The organism is Thalassotalea coralli (genome assembly GCF_055786205.1).
This window is the reverse complement of sequence record NZ_JBVVBK010000002.1, coordinates 181,857-198,891: the sequence shown is the minus strand read 5'-3', so window position 1 is coordinate 198,891 and position 17,035 is coordinate 181,857. Positions and strand designations below refer to the sequence as shown.

Here is a 17,035-nt window from a genome sequence, read left to right as displayed (position 1 = left end):
GGACACCTCTTTTAAATACTTTATTAAGTTAATAACGACTATAAACCTGAATGACAGGGAATTTACTGTTAATGAATTTTACAGACAAAGAAAGCGACTCATGGCCTTTAAAATGCTGATTGAATTTTTCCGGGAACACTCTGTCACCGTTTGCTAGCAACGCAATTAAATGGTTCTGATTTAAGGTTCGTTGACCTGCTTCGGTATTTTCAATCGTTAATAAGGCCCATCGTTCACCCGATTCACTGCTCATAGGAACAACGCTAAGCACTTTAAAAGGCCCTATATCAGGTTGAATGTTTTTATCATTTGGAAATGAAAATTCGTTAAGTAATGTAATTTGGCGATCAACCGTTAAAACATCTTGATTCGCACTGGCTGTTGAAATGAAGCAGGCTAGAGCTAACCCACAAAAAGCTTTTAACATCAAATTCCCCTTTTGAATTTAGCTTATAGAGATAAAAAAACCCGTAACGAGTGTATCGTTTACGGGTTTACAAAAACAAGTATTTCGTTTGTTTACTGTTTAAATCTGCGACCTAAACCGAATAAAGCTAGTAGAGCGATTCCAAAAAAGCCAAAACCTGCGCCTTTGCGCTCAACTTTTTCTTCAACTGCAGAGCAGTCTTCAATTTCGCCTCCACTTAAAGGCTCCAATTTAACCGCTCTAACGACATCTTCTTTTAACGGTTCGCCATCATCATCAAGCATGATCTCGCCTAAACCATTTCTGCGATCTACTTTGATAATAGCAACAGCTGATATCTCGTTGTTATCGTTGATATCGTTAGCTTCGATAATCGTGTATTCAGACTTACAAGGCAAAAAGCTGTTAAGGTCTGAAAAAGTGTCAGTGGCAATGTCATACATAAAGCCATGAGTACGTCGCGGATTATCAGTGCTATCGTTATGAGTCTCAACTTCCGCATTACCTACGACAATATTATGCTCATTAATTGCTCTAGCTGTACTTGCTGAACCATCAAAAAAACCATCAGGTAATGTCATCAAAGAATTTTCCTCGTTAGTATCTACGTGGAAAAATCGTGTTCTAATATAACCATTACTGTATAAAGATGTATGACCTACAGCGATACCGTTATCATTTATATCGTAAGCTCTTTGATTGAAGTGTTGGCTGTGATCTTCAGTGAAATCTCTAACTTGACCATCTTTAAAGACAACAGCGTAAATATCTGCTCTTTGAGTTACGCTTGGCTCGGTAACTGTTTCATCGTACCAGCCGTGAGAATAGCCAACGACAACGCCATGGCTATTTACAGCCTGTGCAACGCTTTCAAATTGACGCTCATCATCTTCATGTGGCGTTATTAAATACCCTAGCCTTTCTGAACTAATAGTCCCACTTTCATCAACATTCCATTTGTAGGCTTCTTTATGGTATAAACCACCAACGTATGTTTGTATACAAGCTTCTACTGGAATATTTTCAAGTATAGTTGGGTCAGCACAACCACCGCTTTCACTTTCAATTCGTTCTAATACACTTGCAGCCATGCCCACACTAGCAAAGCCTACAGCAATACCGTTGTCGCTAACGTCGAGTACTGAAGACTCACCACCGTAAGTCGCTTCAGGTGGCAGAATAGGTAATATTGTTTGGCCTCTATCCGGAGTTAAAAATCCTCGAGTAGTAAATTCTCTAATCCAGAACGTTTTTTCTTCGCCGTCGGCATCAACAAATTGCTCAGGTAAATAAGGTGCTGAGCCATTACCGTAAACCCAACCTTGATTGGTAATGCCATTGACAAAATCAACCGTAGAGCGAGTTAGTGTTTCAGTTCCTTCAAAGAATTGATCATAAACTGCGAAATCAATTGATTCTCCGCCGTAGTTCGTCATCGCTACTACCGAACCATATTGTTGATAACGCTCATTATTTGCGCGAGTAGTTTTAAAGTAACGCTCTACCCAATAAAAATCATTGCCCGTTGGATTGCCTGCACGCAGTGCTGTCTCGTCTTCAATATCGTTAATACCGTGAACAAATTCATGATTGCGCTCAGCATCTAGGACGATAGAGTCGAAATCTTCCTCTGTTAGATAACTATACTGAACAGGAAAGTTGTACATGTCTGTACCCGACACAGCCATCTGTCCATTGTTATTTTCTTGTTGAGCGTAAGTGTATTTAAATTTAGACGCCGCACCTTTATCGATGATTTTATATGTGGCCGCTTGTGATGCAGACACACAAAGCGCTGCGGTAATACTTAATGAAAGTACTGATTTTACTAGTTTGTTCATGTAACTACTTTACTCTTAAACTTGCTATATTTCGTCTAATTCCTGCCATCGAAGAAAGGCAGCTTCGAGCTTTGACTCACTTTCTTCCAGCTGGTTCAATATTTTCTTGGTAACTTCTGAATCTTGGTTAAAAAATCCAGGTTCATTTACCTGCTCCTGCATCGACTCTATTTCAGATTCAAGCGCATCTATCAGTTCTGGTAACTGTTCAAGCTCTCTTGATTCTTTATATGATAGTTTTTTCTTTTGCTGAGTCTCAGTAGGTTTTGTTTTCGCTTTAACTTCTGCTTGTTGTTTTTCCTGCTGCTGTGCAAGATGCGCTTTTCGTTGAGCGTCTATTCGCTGAACATAATTTTCAACGTCATCATAACCACCAACCAATTGTGTTATTTGACCACTTCCATCGAAGTAAAGGCAAGTGTTTACACAATTATTAACAAAATCGCGATCATGGCTGACTAAAATAACGGTTCCAGCATAATTTGCAACGACTTCTTCAAGTAATTCTAATGTCTCTATATCAAGATCATTTGTTGGCTCATCTAATATAAGTAAATTACTTGGCCTCAAAAATAATCTTGCTAGCAACAGCCTGTTCTTTTCTCCGCCCGACAATGCTCGTACAGGTGTTCTTGCTCTTTTGGGGCTAAATAAAAAGTCTTGTAAATAGCCAAGAACATGTCGAGTTCTACCATTAACCGTAATATCTTGCTTACCGTCGGCAACTGTATCTTGTACTGTTTTATCAGGATCAAGTGCTTCGCGGTGCTGATCAAAATAAGCAACGTCTAAATTAACACCCACACGCATTTTACCTTCTGTGGGTTGCTGCTCATCCATCAAGCACTTAATCAAGGTCGACTTACCAGTGCCGTTAGCACCAATCAATGCGATACGATCGCCTCTAGTGATGAGTAAATCTAGGTTACTGATTACTTTTTTATCATCAAAAGCAACGCCTAACTGATGAGATTCAAACACTAACTTACCAGAGCGATCACCTTGAGATATTTTCATATCTTTTTGATGACTTAATTCTCTTCGCTCTTTTCGTTCGTTTCTTAGTTTCTCTAAAGCTCGGACGCGACCTTCATTTCTAGTTCGCCTTGCTTTAATTCCTTGCCTGATCCAAGCTTCTTCTTCGGCTAATTTCTTGTCAAAAAGTGCATTTTGTTGAGCTTCAACTTGTAGATCATGTTGTTTTTGTTCAACGTATTTATCGTAATCACCTGGATAACTAGTTAAGTTACCACGGTCTAGATCTACGATGCGACTCGCTAATGAGCGAATAAACGCCCTATCGTGACTAATAAAGACTATGGTGCCGCTATAATCTTTTAAGAACTGTTCTAACCAAAGAACACTCGCGATGTCTAAATGGTTCGTTGGCTCGTCTAGTAACAAAACATCAGGATTTGAAACCAAGGCTTTTGCTAACGCAAGCTTTCTTAACCAGCCACCTGATAGTTCGCTAACTCTTTTGTTCGCCTCTAATTTTAATGTAGTCAGTACTTGTTCGATTCTCTGTTCATCTTGCCATGCATTAGCTTGTTCTAGCTTTTGCTGCACAATAGATAATGCTTCTAGAGTTTTCTCACTACTATCATGTGCAATTTTTTCAACTAAAGCATGGTATTCACTGATTAATACTGCGTTTTCGGCTACACCTTGAGCAACATAATCAAAAATTTTGTCATCGCAAGATTCTGGTGGATCTTGCTCTAACATCGCAACACGTACATCGTTAGAAATGATCATTTGACCATCATCAAGTAGCTTATTGCCACTGAGTATCTTTAAAAGAGAGGATTTACCAGCACCATTGCGTCCTACTAGACAAACGCGTTCACCTTTGTTGATTCGTAAAGTGGCATCGTCAAGAATTTTGGCGTCACCATAAGCGAGTTCCCCCGCTGTAATTCTAATTAGTTCCATCGGCAATAAATTGTTCTAGTTCTTGTTTATCAAAAGGCCAGTATAAACATTGAGCGTTACTCAATCGTTTTAATACTGGGATATGGATTCCATATTGTTCAACGAGCTTTTCATCATCAACAATATCAACTATCCGAATGTGTGCATCTATACCTACTTCAACACATAGGCCATGTGCAATCTCGCACAGATGACACCCTTCACTACTAAATAAATTAAATGCAACTGTCATACTAAGCTCTAGTCACTGACCAACTGTTATGAATATGCTTATTGCGAATAAAGTCTTTATCTTTAGTTGAATCTGTGATGTTTCTGGCTTTCAACCCTGCCTCAGCTAACCCTTCATGATCCATTTTAAAGTTGCGCTTATTATTGGTAAAAATGATTTCACCACCATCAGACAAACTTTTTTCAGCATCTGTTAACAATGCTAAATGGTCTCTTTGTACGTCGAAACTATCTTCCATACGCTTTGAGTTAGAGAATGTCGGTGGGTCGATAAAGATCACATCATAAGCTTGTTTGTTTTGCTTAAGCCACTCCAAACAATTTGCTTGAACAAACTGGTAACTATCACTATTTAAATTGTTTAAGGCAAAATTTTCTTTTGCCCAGTTTAAATAAGTATTCGACATATCTACAGTTGTAATGGCAGACGCACCGTGAAGTGCTGCTTGAACTGATACTGACCCTGTATACGCAAATAAGTTTAACAACGACTTATTCTTGGTCGCTTTCGCTACCAGCTGACGTGTTTTACGGTGATCGAGAAACAAGCCAGTATCTAAATAGTCCCATAAATTAACAGACAACTTAGCACCATGCTCGGTAACAATTAACGATTGTTTTTTCTCGCTAAGTTTCTGGTACTGATTCTTACCTTTTTGCTTGGCTCGTGTTTTCAAAGAAACTTTGTCGGTTTCAACATTTAACACGCGCGGAGCAAAATAAATAACTTCTTGCAGTCGTTTAGCGACTTTGTCAGCAGGGATATTTTGAGGTGCTGCATACTCCTGAATAACAATATGATCGTTATACACATCAACAGCTACATTGTATTCAGGGATATCAGCATCATACACTCGATAACAAGATACATCATTTTGCTTCAACCAGCCTTTCAGACCCTTGATATTCTTTTTTAAACGATTAGCAAACGCTGAATCACCTTTGTGTTCATAAGTTTCTTGTACTGCTTGATCTTTACGTTTTTGACTTTCATCAAGTATGTACAAGGCAAGTTGACAATCTAAAGGACCATTTTTAAATTTGTAACGCTTAAAACTACTTAATTTAAGTAAAGAGAGCAATTCTACGTTAGCAGTGAAAATAGCTAGATGCCATTGTTCAAAATCAGCTTTGAATATATCACCTAAGGTCACGAAAGTATCAACTAGTTCAGGCAAGTCACCAATACGCTCACCGTATGGAGGGTTAAATACTAACGTTCCTTTCTCACCAAACTTATTACTAATTTCATTAGCATCTTGCACTTGAAATTCGATAAAACCAGACAAACCGGCTAGTTTAGCATTCTGCTTAGCCGTTTGAATGACACGACCATCTAAATCAAACCCCATAACTTTAAGGTTTCCAGTAGCAAGTCGTTGATTCGTAGTTACTTTGGCTTGCTGTAAACTTTCTAGCCAAGTACTTTCATCGTGACCCAACCATTTAGAAAAGCCCCAATACTCTCTGTCTATTGACGGTGCGATCCCTAATGCCATAGAAACAGCTTCTATCAACAAAGTACCCGAACCACACATAGGGTCTACTAACTTTTCTTCTGTCCGTTTTAACCAACCACTACGTTGAACAATAGCGGCGGCCAGGTTTTCTTTAAGAGGAGCAGCGCCAGATTGCTCTCTATAACCACGTTGAAAAAGTCCTCTGCCAGAGAAGTCTAAATAAAAGCTTACTTTTTCTTTAAGTAATCTAGCTTGAATTCTCACATCAGGTTGAACCTTATCTATATTCGGCCTCAAATCACCTTGGTTTCTAAAGTGATCAACTATCGCATCTTTAACCGTTAAGCCACCGAATTGACTATTGCGTATTTCTCGGCTTTTACCAACAAAATCGATAGCAAAACTTGAATGGCTTTCAAAAACATCTGACCAAGCTATTTCCGTTGCACTTTGGTAAAGCGATTTAGCACCAGTTGCTTCGCCTTCTCCTAACGACAATAAAATCCTAGAGGCAAAGCGACTCCATAGACATATATGATACGCCGTCGCTAATTCAGCTTTAAAATAAACCCCTTCTGGTTTTTGCGTAACTTCTAACGCACCTAACGCTGTAAGCTCATCTGCCAGTAATATTTCTATCCCTGGAGAAGTTAATGCTAAAAAGGCGGTTAGATTAGAAGTAGATAATTCTGAGGAGTCAGTTGTTTGCATATGGGTGATGATAAGAAAATTTGGCACTGATTATAAACAATCTATTTGTTTATATATAGCGATTTCAAGCTATGTAAGCCAAGTAACTTAAGTTTTCTGTATAGATTTAACACGAATTGCTCAACTAACCAGCGAATAAAAAAAATTTAATAAAACGCCTTGCATTCTGAGCCAACTATCCTTAACATACGCCTCGCTTTCAACAGGGAAGCAATCGGGCGCGGGATGGAGCAGCCTGGTAGCTCGTCGGGCTCATAACCCGAAGGTCGTCAGTTCAAATCTGGCTCCCGCAACCAATTTTCCTATATTATCAAAAATACCTATTTACAATATTGTTGTTTTAGCAATTAAGTTATCTTGCCTTTTTTCTAACACTAAAGCATAGTTCAACGAAATTACTCGAAAAGATAATACGAAATGATCCCTACTGGCCGTTACCAGCATTTTAAAGGCAATTTCTATCAGGTGTTATATATTGCCAAACACAGTGAAACAGAAGAGCTTCATGTGGTTTATCAACCAGAATATGGCGAACGAGATATCTGGATCCGCCCTCTTTCTATGTTTGATGAAACAATCGAAAGAGAAGGCAAAAAGATAAAACGCTTTACCTTGGTTGAAAGTTAAATTCAAAAGCTTGTCGTTAAGCCAATTTAATGTAATTGGTATAACTCAAAGTACAAGCTTTCTCTAAGCAACATTTAACCTATAGAAAAATGATTATGATCTTGCCAAGGTACTTCTTTAGCTGACACCTTAGTCACTTCTGCTTGTGGTGGTCCGTCGTTTAACCAATCCAACATTTTATCAACATTTTCTTGATCGCCACACAATAACAGTTCAACTTCGCCATCAGCCAAATTATGGGCATAGCCACTAAGTCCATACTCTATAGCCATTTGCTGACTTGATGCCCTAAAATACACACCTTGTACTTTGCCACTTACATGGGCGACGTAACTTACATTCATAAGCCAACTCTCTTCTATGTTATTCGTTTTATCAATTTAAATTGCACACCGTCATCAGATTGACTAAACTCGCGCAATTCAAATCGCTCTAGTAAGTATAGGCAAATGTCAGCAAGAATTTATTTAAAAGTGGGCAGAGAAAAGTCCTTGGTTCGACGCCACCCTTGGGTATTCTCAAAAGGAATTAACAAAATCAAAGGTAAACCTATGGTAGGTGATACTGTAGAAGTTTTTGATAATTCAGGAAAATGGCTTGCTAGAGGAGCTTATTCTCCCGATTCTCAAATAAGAATTCGCGTGTGGACTTTCCTAGAAAATGAAGAAATTGACGCGGAATTTTTTCGTAAAAAAATATTAAATGCGCAAAAAAGGCGTGATTGGTTTATTCAAGATGGCGATCTTACCGGATACAGACTCATCGCTGGTGAATCTGATGACCTACCAGGAATTACGATAGACAAGTACGATAACCTACTCGTTTGCCAGTTACTCAGTGCAGGCGCTGATTTTCATCGCCATACAATCGTTGCTGTTTTGCAGGAGCTTTATCCTGACTGTGGTATTTACGAACGTTCAGACGTGGATGTTAGAAAAAAAGAAGGCTTGCAGCCGATAACTGGTTGGTTATCTCAACCCAAAGAGTCGACGAAAGCGACCATCATTGAGCATGGTGTAAAAATAAATCTAGATGTTGCTAGTGGCCATAAAACAGGATTTTATTTAGATCAACGAAGCTCCCGCCTTGCTAGTGGTCATTATGCTAAAGATAAAGAAGTATTAAATTGTTTCTCTTATACCGGAACATTTGCTTTACATTGCGCTATGGGTGGTGCAAAGCATGTTACCAATGTAGACGTATCTGAACTAGCACTCGAACAAGCAAGAGAGAATGCTGATTTAAACAATATTGCTTCGGATAAAATCAGTTACATAAAAGAAGATGTTTTTAAATTACTACGTCAATATCGCAGTGAAGGTAAAAAGTTCGACATGATCATAATGGATCCACCGAAATTTGTGGACTCAAAAGCTCAGCTAACTAGCGCTTGTCGCGGCTATAAAGATATTAACATGCTGGCAATGCAGTTACTGAACCCTGGCGGCCTTCTATTAACCTTTTCATGTTCAGGCTTGCTAGATGCAGGGTTATTTCAAAAAGTAGTCGCGGACGCTGCGCTTGATGCTAAAAAACAAGTGCATTTTGTTGAGCGATTACATCAGGCTCACGATCACCCTGTTATTAGCAGTTACCCTGAAGGTTATTACTTAAAAGGGTTTGTGTGCCAAGTCTATTAAACTAAAGCAAATAACCAATAAAAAAGCCCTAAAGAAAGTTAGGGCTTTTTTATGTCAATTTTTGACAACAGAATTATTTATTTAGCTTTACAAAATCTAGTCTATTTCGGCAATATTGATTCCTATAAGATAATTATTAGGAGTCTCTTCAGTCACGCGTACAACCTTTCCTTTGACGTCTAAAGGTTGAATAGCGCTACCAGAAGAATCAACGCTAACTTTAACTCTGGTGTTTACCTCTAGCGGGTGAGACATTTCAATGGCAATGCCAGTCGCACTCAAGTCTCGACATGTAGCCACAATATTACTGTTTGCTTCATCGTCAATAATGGTTACCGATACGTCACTATTTAACATCATGCGATAAAAATTTCGCTTGTCATCATAGCTAACAACCATAACTACCTCACGCCAATATTTTTAGTTTTATATCGTTTCTTTATACTCAAGCAAAACTATCATGTCAAATGACAAATTTAACCTTTTGTTAACTGGTTTACGTGATTTTGCACCCGTTTTAAAGAAATTGGGTATGGTGTCTTCAAGTTTTGGGCAAACAAGGAAACCCTTAACTCTTCAATCATCCATTTAACCTCTGCTAACTCTTGAAGCAATAAATGCTCTTGTTTCGCTTTAGATTTAGCTGCTTCTACCATTTCCGTTGCTTTTTCTATATCGAGCAGTTTCAGTCTATCCTGATTAGGGTCAATGTTAATTTTTTCTAAGCGTCTTAGATCTGCATTCAAATATCGAGCTAAGTCCTGCATTCTTTCAAAGCCTGCTTCTGTAACAAACCCTTTATAAACTAAACTTTTAACGTGTTGCTTTATATCACCACTCGCCTGAATTAAGTTTAATGGGATTTTACCTTTTAGCTTTTTGTTTACATCGTGACTTAACGCCAATACCTTTTCTACCTGAATAGCTAAGTTCAGCACAGTATCAGCGATTTCTGCTCGTACAAAATCTTTCAGCTTTTCAAAATCTTGCTCAGATACGGGTAAGTTTTCTTGCTGCCTAACTAAATAAATACATGCTGCTAAAATACAATCATTCAATAACTCTTGTATCGAACCAAACGGGTTGAAATACAAGCCAAGTTTGGCTTTGTTTGGCAATTTCTGCTGTAAGTATTTTATCGGTGAAGGAATGTTTAACAAGATCATTCGAGCAACACCTAACTCCATTGCTCGCTCTGCAACAACTTCATTCTCAAAAAGCTCTATTGAAACAGACGTTTTCTTATCTACCAACGCAGGAAACGCTTTTATGGTGATCGGTCCTACTTTTTTCTCAAATTGTTTAGGGAGCGGCTTAAAAGACCAGGTAGTAATATCCTGTTGCTCAATACCTTTATCAGCAACTTTCTGAATTGACGCTTTTACTTTACCTTGCAGCTTTTCTTGTAAAAGTACCAGGTCGCGACCTTGTTCAATTACTTTGCCTTTGTCGTTTAAAATCTTAAAGTTTACTTTTAAGTGAACTGGCAATTGCTTGTAAGTTTCGGTCAACAACTCTGGCTCCACGCGGACTCCTGTCATGCGTAATAATTGTTTTGCCATTGCTTGTGCAAGAGTTAACTCTCCAGGTGCAATCGCATCAAAACAGGCTTGTGCATAATTCGGTGCAGGGACAAAATTGCGACGTGTGGCTTTTGGAAGACCCTTTATTATCGCTACCATTAGCTCGTAGCGCATTGCCGGTATCTGCCAATCAAAGCCGATATTCTGTACTTGATTTAAAATACCGATAGGTATGTTCACACTAACACCATCGTCAATATCGCCAGGACTAAAATGATAAGTTAGCGGTAAAGTAAGTGCGTCTTGTTTCCAGGTATCTGGAAAGTCTAGTTTCGACACTTTTTCTTTATCTTCGTTAAGTAAGAACTCACGAGAATAATTTAAAAGTTTAGGTGTTTTTTGCTTTGCTTCTTTCCACCATGATAAGAAGCTACGCTGACAAATAACTTTATCTGGGAGTTTATTATCAAAGAAATCAAACAGTATTTGCTCATCCACCAAAAAGTCACGACGACGAGCTTTTTGCTCTATCTTATCAACTTCCTTGATCAGATCTTTGTTGCGCTGAAAAAAAGATTCATTGATATTGGCGTCGCCATTGACCAGTGCTTCACGAATAAAGATCTCACGGCAGGTTCTAGGCTCAATTTGATGAAAATTAATCTTTCTCTTTGCAACAATGATAAGGCCATAGAGCGATAGTTGCTCAAATGCCATTACAGCGCCCTGCTTTTTCTCCCAATGCGGTTCGCTATAACTTCTTTTGATTAAGTGTTCAGCCGCAGGCTCTATCCAATTAGCGTCTATTTTAGCAACTGTACGTGCAAACAACCGACTAGTTTCAACAAGCTCAGCGGCCATTAACCACTTAGGTGACTTTTTAGCTAAACCTGAACCAGGGAAAATATAAAATCGCGAGTTTCTAGCCCCTTTATACTCTCTATTTTCGTCGAGTTGACCAAGATGACTTAACAGCCCAGGTAACATGGCTTGATGAATTAAGTTTGCATGGCCTTGTTCTTCATGATCAAAGTCTAATGAAGAATAAGGTAAATTCGACTCTTTAATTGCAAGTTTTAGCTGACTGAAAATATCTTGCCACTCTCTAACACGAATATAGGACAAGTACTCTTTTTGACACAAGCGTCTAAATTGGTTGTTGCTAAGGCTCGCTTGTTGAGTTTCGATGTGTTGCCACAACATTAAGTAGCTTAAAAAATCTGATTCCTTATTTTTAAACCGTGAATGCTTCTCATCAGCAGCTTGCTGTTTTTCATGCGGTCTTTCCCTTGGATCCTGGATACTAAGTGCGCTGACGATTATCATGATCTGCTCGAGACAGCCAAATTCAGTTGAAGCGAGCACCATTTTAGCTAACCTAGGATCAACCGGAAATTTGGCAAGCAGTCGACCTTGCTTAGTGAGTAGTGATTTTTCACCGCGTTTTTCAATCGCGGCTAACTCATCCAGTAATCTTACACCGTCACTGATATTTCGGTTGTCAGGCGCTTGTACAAATGGAAATGCTTTAATGTCACCGAGATCTAACGCTAACATCTGCAAAATAACGGTAGCTAAGTTTGTTCTAAGTATTTCAGGATCGGTAAATTCAGGACGACTTAGAAAGTCTTCCTCACTATACAAACGAATACAAACACCCTCAGCAACACGACCACAACGACCTGCTCTTTGGTTAGCACTGGCTTGTGAAATCGGCTCTATAGGCAAACGCTGTACTTTAGTACGATAGCTATATCTAGAAATACGGGCTGTTCCAGGATCGATAACATAACGTATACCTGGCACCGTTAAACTTGTTTCAGCAACGTTAGTTGCCAGTACAATGTTTCTCCCTCGGTGAGACTGAAATATTTTGTTCTGATCTTGAACACTTAAACGAGAAAACAAGGGTAATATTTGCGTATCTCGATACTCCATTTTTTCGAGTGCTGACGCCGTATCACGTATTTCTCGCTCACCATTAAGAAAAACTAAAATGTCGCCTAAAGGTAGATCATCAAGTTCGTCAATCGCATTAATAATGCCGGAAATTACGTCGACGCCTTCTTGATCGTCATTGAGTGGACGATAACGCATTTCTACAGGAAAGGTTCGTCCTGATACTTCAATTATTGGAACCTGTTGTTGTTCACTTAGCTGAAAATGCTCAGCGAACCTTTCGGGATCTATGGTCGCAGACGTAATAATGACTTTAAGGTCTGGGCGTTTAGGTAGTATCTGACGCAGATAACCAAGAATAAAATCAATGTTTAAGCTTCGCTCATGAGCTTCATCAATGATCAAGGTATCGTATTGCCTAAGTAACCTATCTTGTTGCATTTCTGCTAACAAAATACCGTCGGTCATTAATTTGATATAACTTTTGTCACTTACTTTATCAGTAAACCTAACTTTGTAACCTACTAGATTACCTAGTTCGCTGTTAAGCTCTTCAGAAATGCGATTAGCAACCGTTCTAGCAGCAATACGTCTAGGCTGCGTGTGACCAATAATTCCTTCGACTCCGCGCCCTAACTCCAAGCATATCTTAGGTATTTGTGTTGTTTTACCTGAGCCCGTTTCACCAGCAATGATCACCACCTGGTTTTCTTCAATCGCTTTACTGATAACATCAACACTTTGTGAAACAGGAAGATTTTGCGGGTAAACGACCTTTATATTTTGTTGCTGTTTGGCGAGCTTATGATCGATAGAGTGTTGGATATTATTTAGGATATCGGAAATAACTTTTTCTCGTTTCGTTTGGTTCTTTATTTTACTCGAACCAAAGATACGGCTTTTCAACAACGCTTTATCAGCTAGTCTAACGCCATCTAACAAAGACATTAGTTCTGATTGCGAGGGAAGATTGTTATCTGATGGTGATTCGTTTAAGGAATTACTAGACAAAATAAACTCAAAATGCGCCTTAAAAAGCGCATTTTATCAAGGATATATTTTAATACCAAGCGTCTTTATCAATAGCTTTACCTTATTTAGCGCTTAGCCGGCAGCTTGTGCTTTTGCTCTTTGGTGCATATCTATCGCTCTTAGCACATCATTTCTGCAAATAGTACCGAGTAAGTTATCATCGTCGTCAACAACAGGGTAAACTTTTGGTTTATTCCCCAACATTTGCTGAGCAAGTTCAACGATACTTGAATAAGGCTTCACTGTGAGCACATCGGTACGCATTAAATCTTTAACATCTGCTAAGTGTTCACCGTAGTAACTTGATTCTAGCATCTTACCTATTACATCACTTTCCGATAAAAAGCCCACTAAACAATACTTGTCATCGATAACAGGACCACCAATTTCTTTCGTTTTTAAAAAGCGTAATGACGCCTCTTCAACGGCCATGTCCGGCGTAAATGTAACCGGATATTGGTTCATATAGTCTTTTACTTGTAAACTCTCCATGCCAGAGCCCTTTCATTTTATTGTTGTCTACTTTATTAAGCGTAGACGCTAATTGAGAGAATTTCCCATAAAATGATGTGTTTTTTTAAGTACTTGCACTTAAAACAAATTTAATTGAACGATTAGCTGGCGAGTAACAAAGGATGCAACTCTTGTTGAGCCTTTTTCTTTGCTATTTGTTTATACATGATTTTGAAGTTGCTACGTAAATGACCTTTTAAATGGCGTGCTGTTATTTTGGCGTCAAAACCTTTAATCACACAGTATAGAGCTAAAATATAAAGCGTTTCTTGCTCCGGCAAATGAGCACTTCTATTCGCATAAGGATTAAAACACGAACCACAACCGCCTTTAAACTGATAGGCAGTATTGGCCATCATGACGCCAAAACCCATAAAACAAGCAAGAAAGTCGATGCCTTGTTCAAGGAACTCTTTTCCACCCGGGGGCAAGGTACCACGCTGAACGATAAGCTGATATGCCAACTGTTGCGCCGTGGCCGCTATCATATCTTCTGGTTGATTAACCTGAGTAAAATTGCAATAAATAGGAATAGATTGGGTTACTTCTGTCTTGTCGAGTTCTGCCCCCTTGCCTCTCATAAATCCATTAAAAATTAATTTTTGAGGGTTTTGAACTTGTCTATTAAATTTTCCAGTGTTTTGTCCAAGCAGTTGAAATGGCCAATGAGACATTTGTGCATGCGCTATTGTTTTATGCACTATCGATTCTGTCATTTCATGTACACTTGAAACTCTACCTGGGTAAAATTCATTTGAAGGTAAAATTAGAGACTTTTGCTCTGCAAATGGCACAGGCTCGCAAATGTCAATTGCCCAGATTGCTGCGTCAAAAATCCAGTCTCTTGTCGGTGCGTCTAGTAATTCTGTATTTTTCAAAAAGCTAAAATTAAACATTATTTATTATCCAGACGAAAACTAGCCGTTATTGGATGTATTCGACACTTTATTGGGCGCTTGCCAAGCAGTTGTTCCCCATAAAGGTACCGTAGATATTGAATGATGGTGACTTCCTGAAGACTCTTTGGTTGAGTATGAAAGATAAATCAAGGTTTGATTATCGGCATCATAAATTCGTCGTACCTTTAAACTTTTAAAGAGAATACTTTTAGACTCTTTAAATACGACTTCACCATTCTTGGACTTATCAATAGCAGCAATTTCATTTGGTGAGATGTCACCAGTTAATCGACAAGCAATACTCATATCTGACGGATCTGCAAAATCAAGATCCGCTTCTACGTGACTAATATGACAAGTGACACCAGCTATTTTAGGATCTTTTTTAGCCTCTATGACCACATCTTTCGTGGTAAACAATCCTAAGCTTACTTTGCCAACATCGTCTGAACAGCCAGCTGTCATGATAGCCAATAACGCCAGTACAAAATATTTCTTATTCATCAAAAATAGCCACCTTAGTTGTACCATTAGAGTGTTTGCTTGCGCGGTACATGCCTTGAGTGTTAAACGGCATGGCAATATTGCCATTAGTATCGATAACTATAACACCGCCTGTGCCGCCAGCTGGTAAGAGAATATCATGGATAACGGTATTTGCCGCTTTTTCAATAGAGTCACCTTTGTACTGAACTCGCGCGCATATATCTGCTGCAACATTGTAGCGAATGAAGTATTCACCATGCCCGGTTGCTGAAACAGCACAGCTTTTATTATTGGCATATGTGCCAGCACCAATAATTGGCGAATCACCAACTCGGCCGTAACGTTTCGCCGTCATTCCGCCAGTTGAAGTTCCTGCCGTTAAATTACCATATTTGTCTAAAGCCACAGCACCAACTGTTCCCACTTTAAATTCAGTGTCTAACATGCTGTGAGCTGCTTGGTAGTCTTTACTTGTCTTTTGCGTTTTTTCGAGTTTTTTCTTGGCGCGCTGCAACGACTTATAACGACGTTCGGTATTGAAATAACTATTATCAACTTGTTCAAGGCCATTTAATTTCGCAAATTGTTCCGCACCTTCACCTGTAAGCATCACATGCACTGATTTTTCCATTACCAACTCAGCTGCTTCTATAGGGCTTTTAATCGTTTTTACTCCAGATACAGCACCAGCATTTAACGTTTTACCGTCCATAATTGATGCGTCTAATTCATGAGAAGCATCATAGGTATACACAGCCCCCTTGCCCGCATTAAACAATGGAGATTCTTCCATGATTTTAATGGCTGCAATTACTGCCTCCTGGCTAGTTGCGCCCTTTTGTAGTAACGCGTAACCAGCGTTAAGTGATTGTTTTAATTTACTTTCATACTGTTTTCGCTTTTCAGGCGTCATTTTAGCTTTTGCAATAGCACCGGCTCCACCGTGAATAGCAATAGCAAACTGTTCTTGCTGAGCACTAGCGTTAAAACTAGATAAACCTAGCGTAGAACTTAAGGTAAACAACGTTAATAAAGATAAATTTTTCATGTGATTCTTCTTCATATTATTATTGTAATAAGGGGTGGTTTTCAGGCAGTTGCTTTGCAATCCATAAGGCTAATTTATGTTGCATGTTAAGGACTGACTCATCATCAACTGGTAGCGGGTGAATTAACTTGTCTTGTACTAATAGCCTGTACAGCACCTCGACTTTTTGTTTTGCCGACATCGTCGTCGTAAACCCCTTGAAACCACGATTAACTGCGTATTTTTCACCTATTTGTACCGCTTTTTTAACCAAGGCTGCTTCATTCTTATGTTTCTTCATTTAAGTCTTCCTAGTACTTAATATGCCTACGCTAATCAGCGTTGTCCAAAATCTTTATAGAGTTAATCAATTAGCTTTGTGTTAGGTCGTAATAGAAAACATTTAACTTATTGCCATCTAAATCTCTAAAGTAACCTGCGTAAAAACCCGAAAATTCACCACGAGGACCAGGAGCACCTTCACAAGTTGCCCCTAGCGATAAAGCTTTATTGTAGACTTCGTCAACTTTATCTGTTGAGTCAACAACTAAAGCGACCATTACCCCATTACCTACACTAGCTGTATTGCCATCATAAGGTTTAGTCACACAAACACTTGGTTGGTCAGGTGAAGTAGCCCAAGCAATAAAGTTGTCATTTTCCATAAAGCGCCCAGCACCAAGCGTTGCCAGTAACTCGTCATAAAAAGCGGCCGCTTTTTCTAAATTATTTGTGCCTAAAGTGACATAACCAATCATAGAAACTCCTGAATAATTTCATTAGC

Annotated in this window: 16 protein-coding genes and 1 tRNA gene; 3 read left to right on the top strand and 14 right to left on the bottom strand. The window is 38.9% G+C overall.

Features of this window, described 5'->3' with window-relative positions; all coding sequences use genetic code 11:
- Positions 1–28: 28 nt before the first annotated feature.
- From ACOB80_RS06255 to rlmKL, 5 genes are all read right to left on the bottom strand, one after another.
- On the bottom strand, positions 29–427 hold the full coding sequence (locus ACOB80_RS06255) for a hypothetical protein (RefSeq protein ID WP_473164957.1): 399 nt from the start codon (positions 425–427) through the stop codon (positions 29–31).
- A gap of 92 nt (positions 428–519) precedes the next feature.
- On the bottom strand, positions 520–2,268 hold the full coding sequence (locus ACOB80_RS06250) for a DUF3466 family protein (RefSeq protein WP_473164956.1): 1,749 nt from the start codon (positions 2,266–2,268) through the stop codon (positions 520–522).
- A 24-nt stretch (positions 2,269–2,292) separates the two neighbouring features.
- The gene (gene uup / locus ACOB80_RS06245) at positions 2,293–4,203 is read right to left on the bottom strand and encodes an ATP-binding cassette ATPase Uup (RefSeq protein ID WP_473164955.1); all 1,911 of its coding nucleotides are present in this window, start codon (positions 4,201–4,203) and stop codon (positions 2,293–2,295) included.
- Positions 4,190–4,435 carry a glutaredoxin family protein gene (locus ACOB80_RS06240; protein ID WP_473164954.1) on the bottom strand — a complete coding sequence of 82 codons (246 nt, stop codon included), beginning with the start codon at positions 4,433–4,435 and terminating at the stop codon, positions 4,190–4,192. Before ACOB80_RS06240 ends, uup begins: the two co-directional genes overlap by 14 nt.
- A 1-nt stretch (position 4,436) precedes the next feature.
- Positions 4,437–6,605 carry a bifunctional 23S rRNA (guanine(2069)-N(7))-methyltransferase RlmK/23S rRNA (guanine(2445)-N(2))-methyltransferase RlmL gene (gene rlmKL, locus ACOB80_RS06235; RefSeq protein ID WP_473165336.1) on the bottom strand — a complete coding sequence of 723 codons (2,169 nt, stop codon included), beginning with the start codon at positions 6,603–6,605 and terminating at the stop codon, positions 4,437–4,439.
- Between the two features lie 219 nt (positions 6,606–6,824).
- Here rlmKL and ACOB80_RS06230 point away from each other — a divergent pair.
- Both ACOB80_RS06230 and ACOB80_RS06225 read left to right on the top strand, forming a co-directional pair.
- Positions 6,825–6,901, top strand: a tRNA-Met gene (locus tag ACOB80_RS06230).
- Between the two features lie 121 nt (positions 6,902–7,022).
- Positions 7,023–7,232, top strand: coding sequence for a DUF1653 domain-containing protein (locus tag ACOB80_RS06225; protein ID WP_473164953.1), 210 nt, complete (start codon positions 7,023–7,025; stop codon positions 7,230–7,232).
- 74 nt (positions 7,233–7,306) lie between these two features.
- On the opposite strand, the gene ACOB80_RS06220 is transcribed toward ACOB80_RS06225, so the two are convergent.
- The gene (locus ACOB80_RS06220; RefSeq protein ID WP_473164952.1) at positions 7,307–7,576 is read right to left on the bottom strand and encodes an acylphosphatase; all 270 of its coding nucleotides are present in this window, start codon (positions 7,574–7,576) and stop codon (positions 7,307–7,309) included.
- Positions 7,577–7,681: 105 nt separating this feature from the next.
- Here ACOB80_RS06220 and ACOB80_RS06215 point away from each other — a divergent pair, with 105 nt between their 5' ends.
- Complete coding sequence (locus ACOB80_RS06215) at positions 7,682–8,872, top strand: class I SAM-dependent methyltransferase (RefSeq protein ID WP_473164951.1); 1,191 nt, start codon at positions 7,682–7,684, stop codon at positions 8,870–8,872.
- A 96-nt stretch (positions 8,873–8,968) separates the two neighbouring features.
- Here ACOB80_RS06215 and ACOB80_RS06210 read toward each other — a convergent pair whose 3' ends face one another.
- From ACOB80_RS06210 to ACOB80_RS06175, 8 genes are all read right to left on the bottom strand, one after another.
- Positions 8,969–9,271: a PilZ domain-containing protein gene (locus tag ACOB80_RS06210; RefSeq protein ID WP_473164950.1), complete on the bottom strand. Its 303-nt coding sequence runs from the start codon at positions 9,269–9,271 to the stop codon at positions 8,969–8,971.
- Between the two features lie 77 nt (positions 9,272–9,348).
- The gene (gene hrpA / locus ACOB80_RS06205; RefSeq protein WP_502321923.1) at positions 9,349–13,305 is read right to left on the bottom strand and encodes an ATP-dependent RNA helicase HrpA; all 3,957 of its coding nucleotides are present in this window, start codon (positions 13,303–13,305) and stop codon (positions 9,349–9,351) included.
- Positions 13,306–13,398: 93 nt separating this feature from the next.
- Positions 13,399–13,818, bottom strand: a complete 420-nt coding sequence (locus ACOB80_RS06200; RefSeq protein WP_473164949.1) for a CBS domain-containing protein — start codon at positions 13,816–13,818, stop codon at positions 13,399–13,401.
- A 122-nt stretch (positions 13,819–13,940) separates the two neighbouring features.
- On the bottom strand, positions 13,941–14,735 hold the full coding sequence (locus tag ACOB80_RS06195; RefSeq protein ID WP_473164948.1) for a hypothetical protein: 795 nt from the start codon (positions 14,733–14,735) through the stop codon (positions 13,941–13,943).
- Between the two features lie 21 nt (positions 14,736–14,756).
- Positions 14,757–15,242 (bottom strand): CreA family protein, encoded by a 486-nt coding sequence (locus ACOB80_RS06190; protein ID WP_473164947.1) that lies wholly within the window; start codon positions 15,240–15,242, stop codon positions 14,757–14,759.
- Entirely contained in the window at positions 15,235–16,272 is a 1,038-nt protein-coding gene (locus ACOB80_RS06185; protein ID WP_473164946.1) for an isoaspartyl peptidase/L-asparaginase family protein, read from the bottom strand. The genes ACOB80_RS06190 and ACOB80_RS06185 overlap by 8 nt, the downstream gene beginning before the upstream one ends.
- A gap of 19 nt (positions 16,273–16,291) precedes the next feature.
- Positions 16,292–16,552 carry a DUF5062 family protein gene (locus tag ACOB80_RS06180; RefSeq protein WP_473164945.1) on the bottom strand — a complete coding sequence of 87 codons (261 nt, stop codon included), beginning with the start codon at positions 16,550–16,552 and terminating at the stop codon, positions 16,292–16,294.
- A gap of 70 nt (positions 16,553–16,622) precedes the next feature.
- Positions 16,623–17,009: a VOC family protein gene (locus ACOB80_RS06175; RefSeq protein WP_473164944.1), complete on the bottom strand. Its 387-nt coding sequence runs from the start codon at positions 17,007–17,009 to the stop codon at positions 16,623–16,625.
- Between the last annotated feature and the right edge of the window lie 26 nt (positions 17,010–17,035).